This window comes from Mesorhizobium sp. KR2-14 (genome assembly GCF_040049255.1).
GTDB lineage: Bacteria > Pseudomonadota > Alphaproteobacteria > Rhizobiales > Rhizobiaceae > Pseudaminobacter.
The window spans coordinates 232,287-247,267 of the sequence record NZ_JBDZDR010000004.1 but is presented as its reverse complement, the minus strand read 5'-3'; the positions used below and the strand labels follow the sequence as shown (position 1 = coordinate 247,267).

Here is a 14,981-nt window from a genome sequence, read left to right as displayed (position 1 = left end):
CGTGCCGATGTGGGTAAAATGGGGCAAGCCAGCAAAACAGTGTCCAACAAGTCACATTAATTGGCAAGGTGTTGTGCGCGAGCAACGGCTGGAAAGCGAACCCGGCCCTCGAGAGGCTACCCACCAGCCGCCATCTTTGCCGCAGCGAACGCGGCCACGGCACGGGCAATGCTGTCGGCGGCCTTGTTGCGCCAGTCGGGATCGCGCAGCAGCTCTTCATCCTGCGGGTTGGAAAGATAGCCGAGCTCGACCAGTACGGACGGAACATCGGGCGCCCTGAGCACCCGAAAGCCCGCCGAGCGGTGCGGATTGTTGATGAGGCCCACCGTGCTGGACAGCTCGGATACGAGCGAATGGGCGAATTTAAGCGAGAAGCCGTGCGTCTCGCGCCGGATCAGCTCGATGAGAATGTCGGCGACTTCCTGCTTTTCGGTCTCGATCTCGATGCCGGCGAGCTGGTCGGACAGGTTTTCGCGGTCGGCGAGCGCCTGGGCCTCGGCGTCGGAGGCTTTTTCGGAAAGCGTGTAGACTGTCGCGCCCCGTATCCCTTTCAGGCGGATCGTGTCGGCGTGAATCGAAATGAACAGGTCAGCATCATGCGAACGAGCGATCCGCACGCGTTCGTCGAGGCGAAGAAACTCGTCCTTTTCACGCGTCATGCGGACATCGTATTGGCCGCTTTCGCCGAGCTTCGCCTTCAATTCCTGCGCGAAGGCGAGCGTGATTTCCTTTTCGACCGTGCCGTTCAGCCCTTCCGCGCCGCCATCGATGCCGCCATGGCCGGGATCTATGACCACTGTGAAGCGCCTGTCGGAGGGCGGTTCCTGGACGAGACGGTCGGTCTTGGGCGTCGTGGTGGAAGCCGTCGTCTGCGCCTGCTCTGCGAGCGCCTCTTCGAACTGGCGTTCGGAAGCCGCGCTTACCTCCACCGCCATGCGGTAGCCGCTTGCGTCCTCATTGGGCAGGACGTCGACCTTGTCGACGGTGAACGGCCCCTTGGCGGTCAGGATGAGGCGCCCACTTCCGTCGCCCTGCTGGCCATAACGCACGCCGGAAATCAGCCCGCGCGCCTCCAGATCCTTCGCATCGAACCTGAAGCCGGCATCCGGCACGTCGATCATGAGTCGGTGGGGGCCACGCAGCATGAGCCACCGGGGCGCAACCTCGCGGTCGAAATCCATGACGATGCGCATGCGCGTTGCATCGCCCGCCATTCGGTAACCACTTACCTCGACGGGTGCACCGGCGCTGGCATCGAAAGCCGGGGCCGTCAGGCCGCCTATCAAAAAAACGAGAAGAAGGCCGATGGAAACGATCCTGCAGCCAATGTCAGCAAGTCTCTTTTCCACGGATGAAGCACCTTGTCCCCGACTGTTGCACAGGTAATCGCGGCGCAGAAAAGGCCCGAATACTGATTAACAAGAGGTATAGCGATAAGGTTAACCAAGCCTTTTCGTGCGTCGCCCCCGGCCCGATCGACGCAAGCGCTTTTGCTACAACCAGAAATCGGGGTTGCGTTGAGGGCCGGCAAATCATAAAAGCGACACTGGATCATCGCAATGCCTGGAACTGTCACGGCGCAGTTTCCATATTCGGTCAAGCGACGAAAACAGCTCCAATCGCGGCGGCGATTCAAGGGCATGAGATGGTCGCGACGGATTTCGCAAAGGTGTTTCCGCAGAGCGGGGATTCCTTGGCGTGAGGAAAACGGCCGGAACCGAGGTTCCGCGCTGGCTCTGTACGAGCAAAAAGCTGGTCCGGGTCTTCCGGGCTTTGGTTCAAAGTTGTTCGCAAGGTCACCGATGGCTTTAAGCGCAATCTTGGGTAGACCCGCACAGTACCGCGCCAATCCGGCTGCGGGCGGCTTGCCCATCGCGCTGTGGTATCGCCCGGCGGACTTTCAATTGTCCGACACGCTTCTCTCCCCCGGCAGGCGGCAGCGCATTTCGCTGCCGATGACACGGTTGATGGCGGCCGGCAGGAAACAAGATAATGCCCAACAAGATGTTGATAGATGCCTCCCACCCGGAGGAGACACGGGTTGTCGTCGTTCGCGGTAACCGTATCGAAGAATTTGATTTTGAATCCCAGGACAAGAAGCAGCTTAAAGGAAATATCTACCTCGCTCGCGTAACGCGCGTAGAACCTTCCCTTCAGGCGGCCTTTGTCGAATATGGCGGAAACCGGCACGGTTTTCTCGCCTTCAGTGAAATTCATCCAGACTATTACCAGATCCCGGTCGCCGACCGGCAGGCGCTTTTGCGCGCCGAAGCCGAAGAGCACGAGGATGAGGACGACGACGGAAACGGCGATGGCGACGAACGCCATGAACGCGGCCGCAACCGCAAGCGGCGGCGCGGCGGCCGCAACCGTGGCCGCAACGGCGACGAACATCGCCTGAACGCCGAGGGTTCGGAAGAAGACGCGACGGCTTCGGCGAGCGAAGAGCATGAGGAGCACGCCGCCGCTGAAGGAGATGAAGTCTCCGAAGGCGAAGGCCGCGAACCGCATGCGGAAATTTCCGCCGAGGACGAATCTGGCCACACGGAGTCCGCGGAAGGCGAGAACGCTTCCGAGGCATCCGACGAAACGGGCCCGTCGTCCATCGCGGCGGCCGTGGACGCCGACGTGGTTTCCGAGCCGGTCGAGGCGACTACCGAATCCGCAGCCGAGGCTTCGGAGAACGAGGAAGGCTCATCCGAGGACGAGCATCGCGGCGCGATCGAGGAGGTTGCCAGTTCGCACGACGACGACCACGGCATCGAGGTTGTCGGCGCCGAGGACGCGATCGAGGAAATGCGCAACCGCCGCAAGCCGGTGCGTCGCCACTACAAGATCCAGGAAGTCATCAAGCGTCGCCAGATCCTGCTGGTGCAGGTGGTCAAGGAAGAGCGCGGCAACAAGGGTGCTGCGCTGACGACTTATCTGTCGCTGGCCGGTCGCTATTCGGTGCTGATGCCCAACACCGCGCGTGGCGGCGGCATTTCGCGCAAGATCACCAGCGCACAGGACCGCAAGCGCCTTAAGGAAATCATGCAGGAACTCGAAGTGCCGCAGGGCATGGGCGTGATCCTGCGCACCGCTGGCGAAAGCCGCACCAAGGCCGAGATCAAGCGCGACTACGAATATCTGATGCGGATGTGGGAGAACGTCCGCAGCCTGACGCTGCAGTCGGTGGCCCCTGCCCTCGTCTATGAGGAAGGCAGCCTGATAAAGCGCTCGGTGCGCGACCTCTATAACAAGGACATCGACGAGATCCTGGTTGCCGGCGAGGAAGGCTACCGCGAGGCCAAGGACTTCATGCGGATGCTGATGCCCAGCCACGCCAAGGTGGTCCAGCCCTACCGCGACGTGACGCCTATCCTCGCGCGCAGCGGTATCGAGGCCCAGCTCGACCGCATGCTGCAGCCGCAGGTGACGCTGAAATCGGGCGGCTACATCATCATCAACCAGACCGAGGCGCTGGTTGCGATAGACGTCAACTCCGGGCGCTCCACCAAGGAGCACTCCATCGAGGACACCGCGCTCCAGACGAACCTGGAGGCGGCCGAAGAGGTTGCCCGCCAGCTTCGCCTGCGCGACCTGGCCGGCCTGATCGTCATCGACTTCATCGACATGGAGGAGAGCCGCAACAACCGCGCCGTGGAGAAGAAGCTCAAGGAATGCCTGAAGAACGACCGCGCCCGCATCCAGGTCGGCCGTATCTCGCATTTCGGCCTCATGGAAATGTCGCGCCAGCGCATCCGGGCCAGCGTTCTGGAATCGACCATGAAGCCGTGCCCCCACTGCGGCGGCACGGGCCATGTGCGCTCCGATTCGTCAGTCGCGCTTCTGGTAGTGCGGGCGATCGAGGACTTCCTGCTCAAGGATTCGCGCCACCACATCACGGTGCGCACGCCGAGCGCCACGGCCATCTATGTGCTGAACCACAAGCGCAGCACGCTGGTTGAGCTGGAGCAGCGCTTCGGCCTGACCATCTCGCTTGAGCCCGACGACTCGGTCGGCTCGCAGCACTATGCGATCTCGCGCGGCGCGGTCGTGGAGAAGCCTGTGGTTCCGCAGCACGTTCTGCCTGCCCCGGTCTACATCGAGGATGAGGAGATCGAGGAAGAGGAGATGGAGGCCGAAGAGGCCGAAGTCGCCGAGGAACAGCCTGTCCAGGCCGAGAAGGCCGAAGAAGGCGAGCACCGCGACCGCAAGCGCCGCAAGCGTCGCCGCCGGCGCGGCGGCAAAGACCGCGAGCATGCCGCCCCGGCGGAAGCCGCGAGCGTTTCCGAGGAAGCGGCCGACGAGGAGGCTGAGGAAGCGACCGCCGAGACGACCGAGGCTGTGTCTGCCGATGAGGCCGCCGAAGCCGGAGAAGCCGAGCGCAAGAAGCGCCGCCGCGGCAAGCGTGGCGGCCGGCGCAACCGCAGGGAGGAAGGCGAGGCCGAACTGACGCACGAGGCGGGTTCAGGCGAAGGCGAGGAAGCCGAAGAAGCGCGCGCCGAGGAGACGGAAGCAGCCGTCGAAGAGGCAGCCGACGCCGAAGCCCCTGTCGTGGAAACCGTCCTTGCGGCCGAGCCGGTTGCGGCAGAGGTTGTGGCCGAAGGCGCGCAGGCTGAAGAGGCGGCAGCCGAGGAAGCGCCGGCCGAAAAGCCGAAGAGGACCACCCGCCGCACCACGCGTTCGAAGAAGGCCGCGGCCGAAGAGGTTGCAGCCACCAGCGAAGCGGAAGCTGAAGCTGCCGCTGCGCCGGCGGAAGAAAAGCCCGCGAAGAAGCCGAGGGCCCCGCGCCGCAAGGCAGCGGCTCCTGCCCCTGCCCTCGAGGCTGTGGAGACAGCGCCCGAGGCGCCGGCAGCACCGGAAACGGTCGATGCAGCTCCGGTAGAGCCCGCAGCGCCCGCCGCCGAGGAACCGCAACCTGCGGCTCCGGAACCGGAGCCGGTCGCAGCTGAGCCTCAGGTAGAAGACAAGCCGAAGAAGAGCGGCTGGTGGCAGCGCAAGAGCTTCTTCTAAGCGCCAACCTCAGACGCTGAACGAACAAAACCCCGCGCACCCAATGCGCGGGGTTTTTCTTTGTGACTGGAAATGACGGCTCAGGGGGCGAAGACGGACCAGTTCATGGCCCTGGCGAGCTTTTCAAGCGCGATGGAACCCAGCCGCGAATTGCCGTTTTCGTTGAGGCCAGGCGACCACACCGCGATGGACGCAACGCCGGGCACGATGCCCAATATGCCACCGCCGACGCCGCTTTTGGCCGGAATACCGACGCGGAAGGCGAAATCGCCCGAGCCGTCATAGTGGCCGCAGGTCAGCATCAGCGCCAGGATGCGCCGGGCGCGCTCGGCCGAGACGACAGAATGGCCCGTGGCGGGATTGCGGCCGCCATGGGCAAGGAAGCGCCCAGACATGGCCAGTTGCCGGCAACTCATGGCGATGGCGCAATGGTGATAATAGACGCCCAGCGCCAGTTCGGGCGCGTGCTGCAGATTGCCGAAGGCTTTCATGTAGTTGGCCAGCGCCACGTTGCGAAAGCCGGTGGCCTGCTCGGAGGCAGCGACTTCGCGGTCGACGATGATCGTGTCGTCGTCGGCCAGGAACTGAGCAAAGCGCAGAATCTCGCCGATCGCCTCGCGCGGCTGGTGGCCGGCCAAGAGCACGTCGGTGACCACGATTGCGCCGGCATTGATGAATGGATTGCGCGGAATGCCCTGCTCGTTCTCGAGCTGGACGATAGAATTGAACGGGTTGCCGGATGGCTCGCGCCCGACACGCCGCCAAAGCGCATCCCCCACCTTGCCCAGCGCCAGCGTCAGCGTGAACATCTTGGAGATGCTCTGGATCGAGAACGTCTCGTCGGCATCGCCCGCAGCGACGACGCGCCCGTCGGTCAACGCCACGGCAATGCCGAATCGCTGCGGGTCTATCTTGCCAAGCTGCGGGATGTAGTTTGCGACATCGCCCCGGTCGGTCCGTTCCGCCATTTCGGCGGCAAGCGCCGGCAGCACTTCCTCCAGGTCCGCCACAGCCTCCCCCTTGCTTTCTATTTCAGCCAGCGTTCGATGCGGGCGACAGCCTCGACCATGTCTTCATGGCTGCCGGCATAGGACAGACGCATGAAGCGGTGGCCGGAATGCATGTCGAAGTCGCGCCCCGGCGTCGCCGCCACATGGGCTTCGGCCAGCATGCGCCGGGCAAACTCCATGCTGTCGTTGGTCAGTCGCGAGACATCGCAGAAGGCATAGAAGGCGCCGTCCATGGGCGCGGCAAGCGCAAACCCGAGTTCGGGTAGCCGCTGCATCAGGAGCTCGCGGTTCCAGGCATAGCGTGCCTTCACCACCTCAAGCTCCTCGGTCGCATTGAAAGCCTCCACCGCCGCCACCTGCGACAGCTCAGGCGCGGAGATGTAGAGGCTTTGCTGGATGCGTTCGATGGGCCGCACCAGCTTTTCCGGCAGCACCATCCAGCCGATGCGCCAGCCCGTCATGCAGTAGTATTTCGAGAAGGAGTTGATGACGGTCACGTCCTTGCCAAGGGAAAGAGCGGTGACGTCCGGCCCGGCATAGGACAGTCGGTGGTAGATCTCGTCGGAAATCACTGAAATGCCGAGATTATCCGCCGTTGCGACCAGCTCCGCCAGCTCCTTTTCGGGGATAATGGCGCCGGTGGGATTGGCTGGGCTGGCAAAGAGCACTCCCTTCAGCGGCGCGCGCCTGTGCGCGGCTTCGAGGTGATCGGCCGTGAGATAGGCAGCGCCTTCCATCTCGATCTCGACCACGTCGAGGCCCAGCGCGGCCATGATGTTGCGGTAGGCCGGATAGCCCGGAGCAACGACCGCCACGCGATCGCCCGGATCGAACATCGCCAGGAAAGCCAGGTTGAACGCCGCTGAGGAGCCGGTGGTGACGGCGATGCGGCCCGGCGATACCTCGACGCCATAATGCTCGGCATAATGGGAAGCGATCGCTTCGCGCAATGCGGCCACGCCGAGGGCGTCGGTATAGCCGATGCGCCCGTCGCGTAGTGCGCGCGCCGCGGCAGCGCGAACGGCTGCGGGGGCCGGGTCGGAGGGCTGGCCGACAGCCATCGAGATAACCGGTACGCCGAGCGCCTTCAGCCGATTTGCCTCGGCCAGCACGTCCATCGCATGGAACGGCTCGACATCACCGCGTTTCGAAAGCGCAACCACCATCTCTTGTCCTTGTCACTCTTGCCACTCCCCCGCACATGATGCCGCACAAATGCCCGAATGATGTCGGCATCACAAGTTCACCAAGTTTTGTTACCGAGCTTTTCATCTTGCCTTTGCTCGTCTACCAGTGGTTTTCACTATGCAGACACCATTTTTCTCCGCGCTCGTTTCAAAAGTCGCCCGGCCTTTTGCCGCGGCTTCGCTGGCTGCTGCGCTGACGCTGTCGGCTTCCGCAAGCGCATTCGCACAGAGCGGACTTGCCATCGTGCGCGACGCTGAGATCGAGGCGCTGGTGCGCGACTATGCAAGGCCGATCCTCAAGGCGGCCGGCCTCAAGTCCGGCGTGGATATCATCCTCGTCAATGACCGCAGCTTCAATGCTTTCGTGCTGGGGCGGCGCATGTTCATCAACACCGGCGCCTTGCTGCAATCTGAAACGCCCAACGAGATCATCGGCGTCATCGCGCACGAGGCCGGGCATATCGCCGGCGGCCACCAGGAAAGGCTTCGCGACCAGCTGGCGCGGGCGCAGACCATGGCGATCGTCTCCACGCTTCTGGGCGCCGGCGCGATCGTGGCAGGCGCTGCGACCAACAGCAACGAACTGGCGCAGGCCGGCGGCGGCATCGCCATTGGCGGCGGCGAAATGGCGCGGCGCAGCCTGCTTGGCTACCAGCGCACCGAGGAAACCACGGCGGACCGTTCCGCGATCACCTATCTGGAGGCGACAGGCCAGTCGGCCAAGGGCATGCTGACCACGTTCAAGCGGTTCCAGAGCGCGCTGTCTCTGTCCGGCGCGCGGGTGGACCCTTACCAGATCAGCCACCCGACCCCTCAGGACCGCATTTCCAATCTGCAGCAGCTGGCCGCCAGCAGCCCTAACTACGAGCGCAAGGACTCGCCCGAGTTGCAGCTGCGCCACGACATGATGCGCGCCAAGATCGCGGTCTACACCGACGGACAGGCAGGAGCTTCGCGCCTCTTCCGCAACAATCCACGCGGGCTGGCCGCACTATATGCGGACGCCATGGTCACGCACCTCCACGGCAATCCCCGCTCGGCTCTGGCCAAGGTCGACGGGCTGGTCAAGCAGCAGCCCAAGAACCCCTATTTCCACGAATTGCGCGGCGATGTGCTGATGAAAGCAAACCAGCCGGCGCAGGCGGCTGAAGCCTATGCCACGGCAGTGCGCCTCGATCCGGTCAAGTCCGGCGTCCTCCCGGTGTCCTACGGACAGGCGCTGCTGGCGATAGGCAAGCCGGACGCGCTGAAAAAGGCGGTTACGCAAATCCGCAGCGGACTGGACCGCGACCGCGAGAACGCGACGGCCTATCGCTACCTGGCACAGGCCTACGGCCAGCTTGGCGACATCGCCGAAGCCGAACTGGCAACGGCCGAGGGACACTACTACAGCGGGGCCTACCAGGAAGCGAAGATTTTCGCTGCCCGCGCGCAGCAAAAGTTCAAGCCCGGCTCGCCGGGCTGGGTACGCGCGCAGGACATCATCAACTACAAGCAACCGGGCAAGAAGAAATAGGCGGGCACGCACGGGCTCCATCACGGCATTTTTTGCCACCAGAGGCTGGATTTTGCCTCTTGGAGACCAAACTCCTGCTATGGAGTGCTGACTCGGCGAAAATTGCGCGCCCACATCACCCGGCAACAGCTGAATTCAGGCAAGGACAGGTTTTAGGATGAACAAGGCAATTCTGTTGGGTGCGGGCGGCGCCGCAATGGCTCTTGCGGTGCTTGCCGCTGGCTTCGTGGCGGGGCGCTCGCCGGCAGTCGATCCGGTCACGGTAGCGCAGATAAGCAAGGACAACGCAGCAGGCCAGCTCACCCGCAAGGACGTCGAGACCATCGTGCGGGAATATCTGCTCGAGAACCCCGAAATCATGTACGACGTCCAGCAGGCGCTGGAAGAAAAGCAGCAGGAAAAGCAGCGCGTCGCCCATCAGGCGGTGATCAAGGACGCCAAGTCGGAGATATTCAACTCGGCCTATGACGGCGTCGTCGGAAATCCCAACGGCAAAGTCACCATCGTCGAGTTCTATGACTATAATTGCGGCTACTGCAAGCGCGCCCAGCAGGACATGCTGGCCCTGACCGCCGCCGACCCGGAACTTCGCTTCGTGCTGAAGGAATTCCCGATCCTCGGCGCCGATTCGCAAAAGGCGCATGTGGTTTCAATGGCGTTCCGCACGCTGGCGCCTGAAAAATACGGCGAGTTCCACAACCAGCTCCTTGGCGGCAAGGGGCGCGCAGACGAAGCCGCAGCCATCAAGGTCGCGACGGCGCTGGGCGTAGACGAAGCAAAGCTGCGCGAAGAGATGAAGAACCCGGCGATCATGGAGGCGTTTGCCAACACCTACGATCTTGCCAACAAGCTTTCGATCAGCGGAACGCCGTCCTATGTGGTCGGCAACGAGGTGGTGTTCGGCGCGCTGGGCAAGGACGCGCTGTCCGAAAAGATCAACGAGGCCAAAGCCTGCCTTGACGCGGGCTGCTGATTTGAGCTCTTGCAGAGTATTGCGGCCGGGAAAAGAGCGCGCTTGTGGACAAGAAAGCCGCTGCGCTCTTTTCGCAGACGTTTAAGACAATTATAGAGATTGCGGCGTGCCGGTTGGCGACTGGCGCGGAGAAAGGTCCTTACATTGAAAACGGTCTACGTTTTGAACGGCCCAAATCTCAACGCGCTGGGCAAGCGCGAACCCGGGATCTATGGCGGAACGACCCTGTCCGGCATAGAGGACGACTGCCGCAAGGCAGGAGCGGCGCTGGGGCTCGCCATCGAGTTCCGCCAGTCCAACCATGAGGGCGACCTGGTCGACTGGATCCAGGAAGCCGGCGACAAGGCTGCGGGCATCGTCATCAATGCCGGCGCCTATACCCACACATCCATCGCCATTCACGACGCCATCCGCGCGGTTTCGCTGCCGGTGGCGGAAGTGCATCTTTCAAACATCCATGCGCGTGAGCCGTTCCGCCACGTCTCCATGGTCGCGCCAGTCGCGGTCGGGATGATCTGCGGCTTCGGCCCACTTGGCTACACACTGGCGCTGCAGGCGCTCGCTGCTCGCATCTGAGCGGCCGGACAAGAAGAAAAGGCTCAAATATGTCGATAAAAAAGACCGGTGTTGACCAGCAACTGATCCGCGACCTTGCGGGCATCCTGAACGACACCAATCTGACCGAGATCGAGGTTGAGCTCGGCGACCTGAAGCTGCGTGTGTCGCGCCACGCGCCGGCGGTGCATGCCATTGCTGCCCCGGCTCCCGTTGCTGCGCTGCCTGCCCCGGCCGCTGCACCGCAGATTGCAGGCCCGGCTGCCGCACCTGCCCCGGCTGCCGACCTGTCCAAGAACGCCGTGCCCTCGCCCATGGTCGGCACTGCCTACCTGGCACCGGCTCCGGGCGCCGCGGCGTTCATCGAGATCGGCCAGACGGTGAAGGAAGGCCAGACGCTGCTGATCATCGAAGCGATGAAGACGATGAACCAGATCCCCTCGCCGCGCTCAGGCACCGTGAAGGCGATCATGGTGGAGGATGGCCAGCCGGTGGAATACGGTATGCCGCTGGTGGTCATCGAATAGGTCCAGGATGTTCCAGAAAATACTTATCGCCAACCGAGGCGAAATCGCCCTCCGGATCCTGCGCGCAGCCAAGGAACTGGGCATAAAGACCGTGGTCGTGCATTCGACTGCCGATTCCGACGCGATGCACGTGCGCCTTGCCGACGAGGCCGTCTGCATCGGCCCGCCGCCCTCGCGCGACAGCTACCTCAACATCCACCAGATCGTGGCGGCCTGCGAGATAACTGGCGCCGACGCCGTGCATCCGGGCTACGGCTTCCTGGCGGAGAATGCCAAGTTCTCCGACATACTGGCAGCCCACAATATCACCTTCATCGGCCCCTCGGGCGACCACATCCGCACCATGGGCGACAAGATCGAAGCCAAGCGCACAGCCAAGCGCCTCGGCATTCCGGTTGTGCCGGGCTCTGAAGGCGCGATCACGGACGAGAACGAAGCCAAGCGCGTTGCCGCCGAGATCGGCTATCCGGTCATCATCAAGGCTTCGGCCGGCGGCGGCGGCCGCGGCATGAAGGTGGCGCGCAGCGAGGACGATCTGGTTGCTGCCCTGCATACGGCCCGTTCCGAAGCTGGTGCGGCCTTCGGCGACGATGCCGTCTACATCGAGAAATACCTCGAAAAGCCGCGCCACATCGAAATCCAGGTATTTGGCGACGGCGCCGGCAAGGGCATCCACCTGGGCGAGCGCGACTGCTCGCTGCAGCGCCGCCACCAGAAGGTCTGGGAAGAGGCGAACTCCCCTGCTCTGAACGAAGAGGAGCGCGCGCGCATCGGCGCGATCTGCGCGAATGCCGTGGCCGACCTCGGCTATTCGGGCGCGGGCACCGTCGAGTTCCTCTACGAGAACGGCGAGTTCTACTTCATCGAGATGAACACGCGCCTTCAAGTGGAGCACCCGGTGACCGAGGCGATCACGGGCATTGACCTGGTACACGAGCAGATTCGCGTCGCTTCCGGCGGCGGGCTGTCGGTGAGGCAGGAGGACATCCGCTTCCAGGGCCATGCCATCGAGTGCCGCATCAACGCCGAAGACCCGCGCACCTTCGCGCCGTCGCCCGGCACGATCACGCACTTCCACACCCCGGGCGGCCTTGGCGTGCGCGTCGATTCCGGCGTCTACTCCGGCTACCGCATCCCGCCCTACTACGACAGCCTGATCGGCAAGCTGATCGTACACGGCCGCAACCGCGTGGAATGCATGATGCGCCTGCGCCGCGCGCTGGACGAGTTCGTGGTGGACGGCATCAACACCACGCTGCCGCTGTTCCGCGACCTGGTCGGCAATATCGACATCGCCAACGGCGACTACGACATTCACTGGCTGGAAAAACACCTCGCGGCCACGGAATAGCGTATAATCGGCCTGAACCGAAAATGTTTCGGATACGGAACATGAACAGGACCGATGGGCCCGTACAACAAGACAGCGCCCGCAGGGCGGGCGTTGTCGGTTTGGAGGTACGGCCATGACCCGTCCCTACGCGCCCGGCTATCGCATACCGCCCGATCTGTTGCTGAAGGCCTATGCGTCTGGCGTATTCCCCATGGCAGAAAGCGCCACCGACCCGGAAGTGTTCTGGGTGCGCCCCGAGATGCGGGGCATCATTCCCCTCGACACTTTCCATGTGCCGAAAAGCCTGCGCAAGACGATACGCCAGAACCGGTTCGATATCCGTATCGATACGGATTTTGCCGGCGTGATCGACGGCTGCGCGGAAGAGCGCGCCGAACGCGAGACCACCTGGATCAATGCGCCTATCCGGGAGGCCTATATCGCCCTCTTCGAGCGCGGCCATTGCCATTCGGTGGAGGCCTGGCGCGATGGCGAACTGGTGGGCGGGCTTTACGGCGTCAGCCTGGGCCGCGTCTTCTTCGGCGAAAGCATGTTCTCGAAGGTGACGGACTCATCGAAGGCGTGCCTGGTGCGGCTGGTCGAGAGGCTTAACGAGCGGGGCTTTGCTCTGCTGGACACGCAGTTCACCACCGAGCACCTAAAGCGCTTCGGCGCTATAGACGTGCCGCGCGGGACCTATGAGAAGCTTCTGGAAGCGGCGTTGCGTGGCGAGGCCACCTTCTATCCCTGAGCGCGCCGTAGTGTTCTGTGGGCCTCCTGGGGCGGCTGGGCGGCGTGCACGCTTGGAACGTGCGACCCGCGTCAGTTGCTCTTCGAAGCTTCCGGGGCCGGCACGTCGGACTTCGCCTTGCAGCCCTTCAGCCACACGTCATAGATCGCGTGCTCGACCGCGTTGAGGCCCGGGCTTTCGGCAAACATCCAGCCTGTGAAAATGCGACGGATTTTCCGGTCCAGCGTGATCTCGTCGACCTCGACGAAGGAATCGGTGCGGGGCTCCTCGCCGTCCGCGCGCGCATAGCACACGCGCGGAGTGACCTGCAGCGCGCCGAACTGCACGGTCTCATCGATATAGACGTCGAATGTGATGATGCGGCCGGTGATCTTGTCGATGCCGGCAAATTCGGCCACCGGGCTGCTGGTGCGCTCTGCAGCCGCCGGCGAGATCAGCGCGGCAATGGCCACGGCCGATGCCGCCCAGACGGTTGCCACCCGTTTGCCCAGCGAAATCCGACCGAAAACCGTCATCTGAAAATACCGGAAATTGCGCCTGACCACCGAAGGGCGGTCAAGCATGTCGCCCCATCAATCATCAAGTGGTTAGCCGCAAAATGTGGCGAGAAAACATTCTTTGCCGGCGCGACGCTCACGCGCCGGGCGTCCAGGCGTCGTAGTCGCCGGTAACCACGGGGCGATGGCCGGTGCCCAGAACCGAGCCCTTCGGCCGGTAGGCGGCTGCCGTGCCGGTCAGGTTGGACTGGTGCGGCTTCTGCCACGGGCGCGGCTGGTAATTTTCCTTCGAGGGAGGCGTGTCGACGCGATGATGCATCCAGCCATGCCAGCCGGCCGGGATCTTGGAAGCCTCGGCGATGTCCTTGTAGATGACCCAGCGGCGAGTACGGCCTTCCGAATCGGTGCCGCCCTCGTAATAGATGTTGCCCCACTCGTCGCGGCCCACTTCGGTGCCGTTACGCCAGGTGTGGAAACGGGTTCCGAGCGTCTGCCCATTCCACCAGGTAAAAAACTGCAGCAAGAACTTCTTCATCGGATTCCTCGCGGCCGAAGCGCGTCGATCAACTGGATGCCTTATGGCTCCCGCGGGGCCTAATGGCAAGGGTTAACGCGGCTATCACCGCGTTTGACCGGGAAGTCGGACGGCTAAAGCTTCAGCTTGAAGCCGGCATGGCTCTGTTCGAAGCCCAGCCGCGCGTAAAAGCGGTGGGCATCGGTGCGCTTGAGGTTCGAGGTGAGGTAAACCGTGCGCACGCCGGCGGCCGCGCCCCGCGCTATCGCATACTTGATCATGCTGGCGCCTATGCCCCGCCCACGCATGTCCTGCCGCGTCTGCACCGCTTCGATTCGCAAGGTGGCCGCGCCGCGCCCGGGCATGCTCACGATCAGCGTCGTCTGGAACGTGCCCACAACCTCGCCGTCCAGTTCGGCGACATAAAGCTCGTCATTCGGGCTCGCAGCGATCCTGTCGAACGCCCTTTGATAGAGGGGCAACATTTCGGTGTCGGTGGTGTCGCCATGGCCGCCGAGCGCATCGGCGGCGAACATCGCCACCATTGCCGAGACGTCTTCGCGGCGCGCGGGCCGGATCGTCAGCGGATTCGACAGGTCGGACATTGCAGGCTCCTCAACGCTCTCGTTCAGGCAAGCAACTTTTCGAGAACCACAGCCGGCACGTCAAAGTCGCCCGGGCCCGACATCTCGGCGGTTCCAGTGCGGACAAACCCGTTCGCCTCGTAGAAAGCCAGTGCGGGCGCGTTGGCCGCTTCGACCTCGACGCGTATCCGGGATGCGTCGGGAAAGCAGCCTTCGATTTCCTCGAGCAGGAGGCGGCCAAGGCCGCGCCCATGGCACGCCGGGTGCACGTAGAGCTGGTGAAGCACCACGACCGTCTGGTCGCCGGTGGCGGTGGCAAATGCCATGCCGCCAAGCCGCTCGCCGTCGTCGACGACCACGAACTCGGAGTTCGGCCGGCTCAACCGCGCCTTCAGCGACGCGATCGAGTGCCAATCGTCGGTCAGTTCGGCAATCTGGTGCTCGCCGTAGATCGCATCGTAGGTCGCCTGCCTCGTCTCGACCAGAAGCTCGCGAATGGCTGGCAGGTCGCGTTCGCTCGCAGAACGGACGAACAT

General features: G+C 63.5%; 15 protein-coding genes. 7 read left to right on the top strand and 8 right to left on the bottom strand.

Annotated elements, in window-relative coordinates:
• Positions 1–116: 116 nt before the first annotated feature.
• Positions 117–1,274, bottom strand: a complete 1,158-nt coding sequence (locus ABLE86_RS13295; RefSeq protein WP_348779627.1) for an N-acetylmuramoyl-L-alanine amidase — start codon at positions 1,272–1,274, stop codon at positions 117–119.
• An 8-nt stretch (positions 1,275–1,282) separates the two neighbouring features.
• Complete coding sequence (locus tag ABLE86_RS13290) at positions 1,283–1,576, bottom strand: hypothetical protein (RefSeq protein ID WP_348779639.1); 294 nt, start codon at positions 1,574–1,576, stop codon at positions 1,283–1,285.
• A 416-nt stretch (positions 1,577–1,992) separates the two neighbouring features.
• Here ABLE86_RS13290 and ABLE86_RS13285 point away from each other — a divergent pair, with 416 nt between their 5' ends.
• Positions 1,993–4,998, top strand: coding sequence for a ribonuclease E/G (locus tag ABLE86_RS13285; RefSeq protein WP_348779437.1), 3,006 nt, complete (start codon positions 1,993–1,995; stop codon positions 4,996–4,998).
• Between the two features lie 80 nt (positions 4,999–5,078).
• On the opposite strand, the gene ABLE86_RS13280 is transcribed toward ABLE86_RS13285, so the two are convergent.
• Positions 5,079–6,008 carry a glutaminase gene (locus tag ABLE86_RS13280; RefSeq protein ID WP_348779436.1) on the bottom strand — a complete coding sequence of 310 codons (930 nt, stop codon included), beginning with the start codon at positions 6,006–6,008 and terminating at the stop codon, positions 5,079–5,081.
• 17 nt (positions 6,009–6,025) lie between these two features.
• A complete protein-coding gene (locus ABLE86_RS13275) occupies positions 6,026–7,174 on the bottom strand; it encodes an aminotransferase class I/II-fold pyridoxal phosphate-dependent enzyme (protein ID WP_348779435.1) in 1,149 nt (382 codons plus the stop codon).
• A gap of 139 nt (positions 7,175–7,313) precedes the next feature.
• Between ABLE86_RS13275 and ABLE86_RS13270 the strand changes: the two genes are divergently transcribed.
• The 6 genes from ABLE86_RS13270 to aat all read left to right on the top strand — a co-directional run bounded on the left by ABLE86_RS13270 (position 7,314) and on the right by aat (position 12,850).
• On the top strand, positions 7,314–8,711 hold the full coding sequence (locus ABLE86_RS13270) for a M48 family metalloprotease (RefSeq protein WP_348779434.1): 1,398 nt from the start codon (positions 7,314–7,316) through the stop codon (positions 8,709–8,711).
• A gap of 157 nt (positions 8,712–8,868) precedes the next feature.
• Entirely contained in the window at positions 8,869–9,684 is an 816-nt protein-coding gene (locus ABLE86_RS13265; protein ID WP_348779433.1) for a DsbA family protein, read from the top strand.
• A 144-nt stretch (positions 9,685–9,828) separates the two neighbouring features.
• Positions 9,829–10,260, top strand: coding sequence for a type II 3-dehydroquinate dehydratase (gene aroQ / locus ABLE86_RS13260; RefSeq protein WP_348779432.1), 432 nt, complete (start codon positions 9,829–9,831; stop codon positions 10,258–10,260).
• A 29-nt stretch (positions 10,261–10,289) separates the two neighbouring features.
• Positions 10,290–10,766 carry an acetyl-CoA carboxylase biotin carboxyl carrier protein gene (accB, locus tag ABLE86_RS13255; protein ID WP_348779431.1) on the top strand — a complete coding sequence of 159 codons (477 nt, stop codon included), beginning with the start codon at positions 10,290–10,292 and terminating at the stop codon, positions 10,764–10,766.
• A 7-nt stretch (positions 10,767–10,773) separates the two neighbouring features.
• Positions 10,774–12,117: an acetyl-CoA carboxylase biotin carboxylase subunit gene (gene accC, locus ABLE86_RS13250; protein ID WP_348779430.1), complete on the top strand. Its 1,344-nt coding sequence runs from the start codon at positions 10,774–10,776 to the stop codon at positions 12,115–12,117.
• 115 nt (positions 12,118–12,232) lie between these two features.
• Positions 12,233–12,850, top strand: a complete 618-nt coding sequence (aat, locus tag ABLE86_RS13245; RefSeq protein WP_348779429.1) for a leucyl/phenylalanyl-tRNA--protein transferase — start codon at positions 12,233–12,235, stop codon at positions 12,848–12,850.
• A gap of 71 nt (positions 12,851–12,921) precedes the next feature.
• On the opposite strand, the gene ABLE86_RS13240 is transcribed toward aat, so the two are convergent.
• The 4 genes from ABLE86_RS13240 to ABLE86_RS13225 form a co-directional block, all read right to left on the bottom strand.
• Complete coding sequence (locus tag ABLE86_RS13240; RefSeq protein ID WP_348779428.1) at positions 12,922–13,365, bottom strand: DUF2155 domain-containing protein; 444 nt, start codon at positions 13,363–13,365, stop codon at positions 12,922–12,924.
• 118 nt (positions 13,366–13,483) lie between these two features.
• A complete protein-coding gene (locus ABLE86_RS13235; protein WP_348779427.1) occupies positions 13,484–13,882 on the bottom strand; it encodes an NADH:ubiquinone oxidoreductase subunit NDUFA12 in 399 nt (132 codons plus the stop codon).
• A gap of 113 nt (positions 13,883–13,995) precedes the next feature.
• Positions 13,996–14,466, bottom strand: a complete 471-nt coding sequence (locus tag ABLE86_RS13230) for a GNAT family N-acetyltransferase (protein WP_348779426.1) — start codon at positions 14,464–14,466, stop codon at positions 13,996–13,998.
• A 23-nt stretch (positions 14,467–14,489) separates the two neighbouring features.
• A complete protein-coding gene (locus ABLE86_RS13225; RefSeq protein ID WP_348779425.1) occupies positions 14,490–14,981 on the bottom strand; it encodes a GNAT family N-acetyltransferase in 492 nt (163 codons plus the stop codon).

Excerpts from the sequence above, each read along its gene's own strand:
- accC (WP_348779430.1), top strand. The coding sequence starts at position 10,774 with ATGTTCCAGAAAATACTTATCGCCAACCGAGGCGAAATCGCCCTCCGG.
- ABLE86_RS13275 (WP_348779435.1), bottom strand. The coding sequence starts at position 7,174 with ATGGTGGTTGCGCTTTCGAAACGCGGTGATGTCGAGCCGTTCCATGCG.
- ABLE86_RS13285 (WP_348779437.1), top strand. The coding sequence starts at position 1,993 with ATGCCCAACAAGATGTTGATAGATGCCTCCCACCCGGAGGAGACACGG.
- ABLE86_RS13230 (WP_348779426.1), bottom strand. The coding sequence starts at position 14,466 with ATGTCCGACCTGTCGAATCCGCTGACGATCCGGCCCGCGCGCCGCGAA.
- ABLE86_RS13240 (WP_348779428.1), bottom strand. The coding sequence starts at position 13,365 with ATGACGGTTTTCGGTCGGATTTCGCTGGGCAAACGGGTGGCAACCGTC.
- ABLE86_RS13235 (WP_348779427.1), bottom strand. The coding sequence starts at position 13,882 with ATGAAGAAGTTCTTGCTGCAGTTTTTTACCTGGTGGAATGGGCAGACG.
- ABLE86_RS13270 (WP_348779434.1), top strand. The coding sequence starts at position 7,314 with ATGCAGACACCATTTTTCTCCGCGCTCGTTTCAAAAGTCGCCCGGCCT.
- accB (WP_348779431.1), top strand. The coding sequence starts at position 10,290 with ATGTCGATAAAAAAGACCGGTGTTGACCAGCAACTGATCCGCGACCTT.
- ABLE86_RS13225 (WP_348779425.1), bottom strand. The coding sequence starts at position 14,981 with ATGTTCGTCCGTTCTGCGAGCGAACGCGACCTGCCAGCCATTCGCGAG.
- aat (WP_348779429.1), top strand. The coding sequence starts at position 12,233 with ATGACCCGTCCCTACGCGCCCGGCTATCGCATACCGCCCGATCTGTTG.
- ABLE86_RS13265 (WP_348779433.1), top strand. The coding sequence starts at position 8,869 with ATGAACAAGGCAATTCTGTTGGGTGCGGGCGGCGCCGCAATGGCTCTT.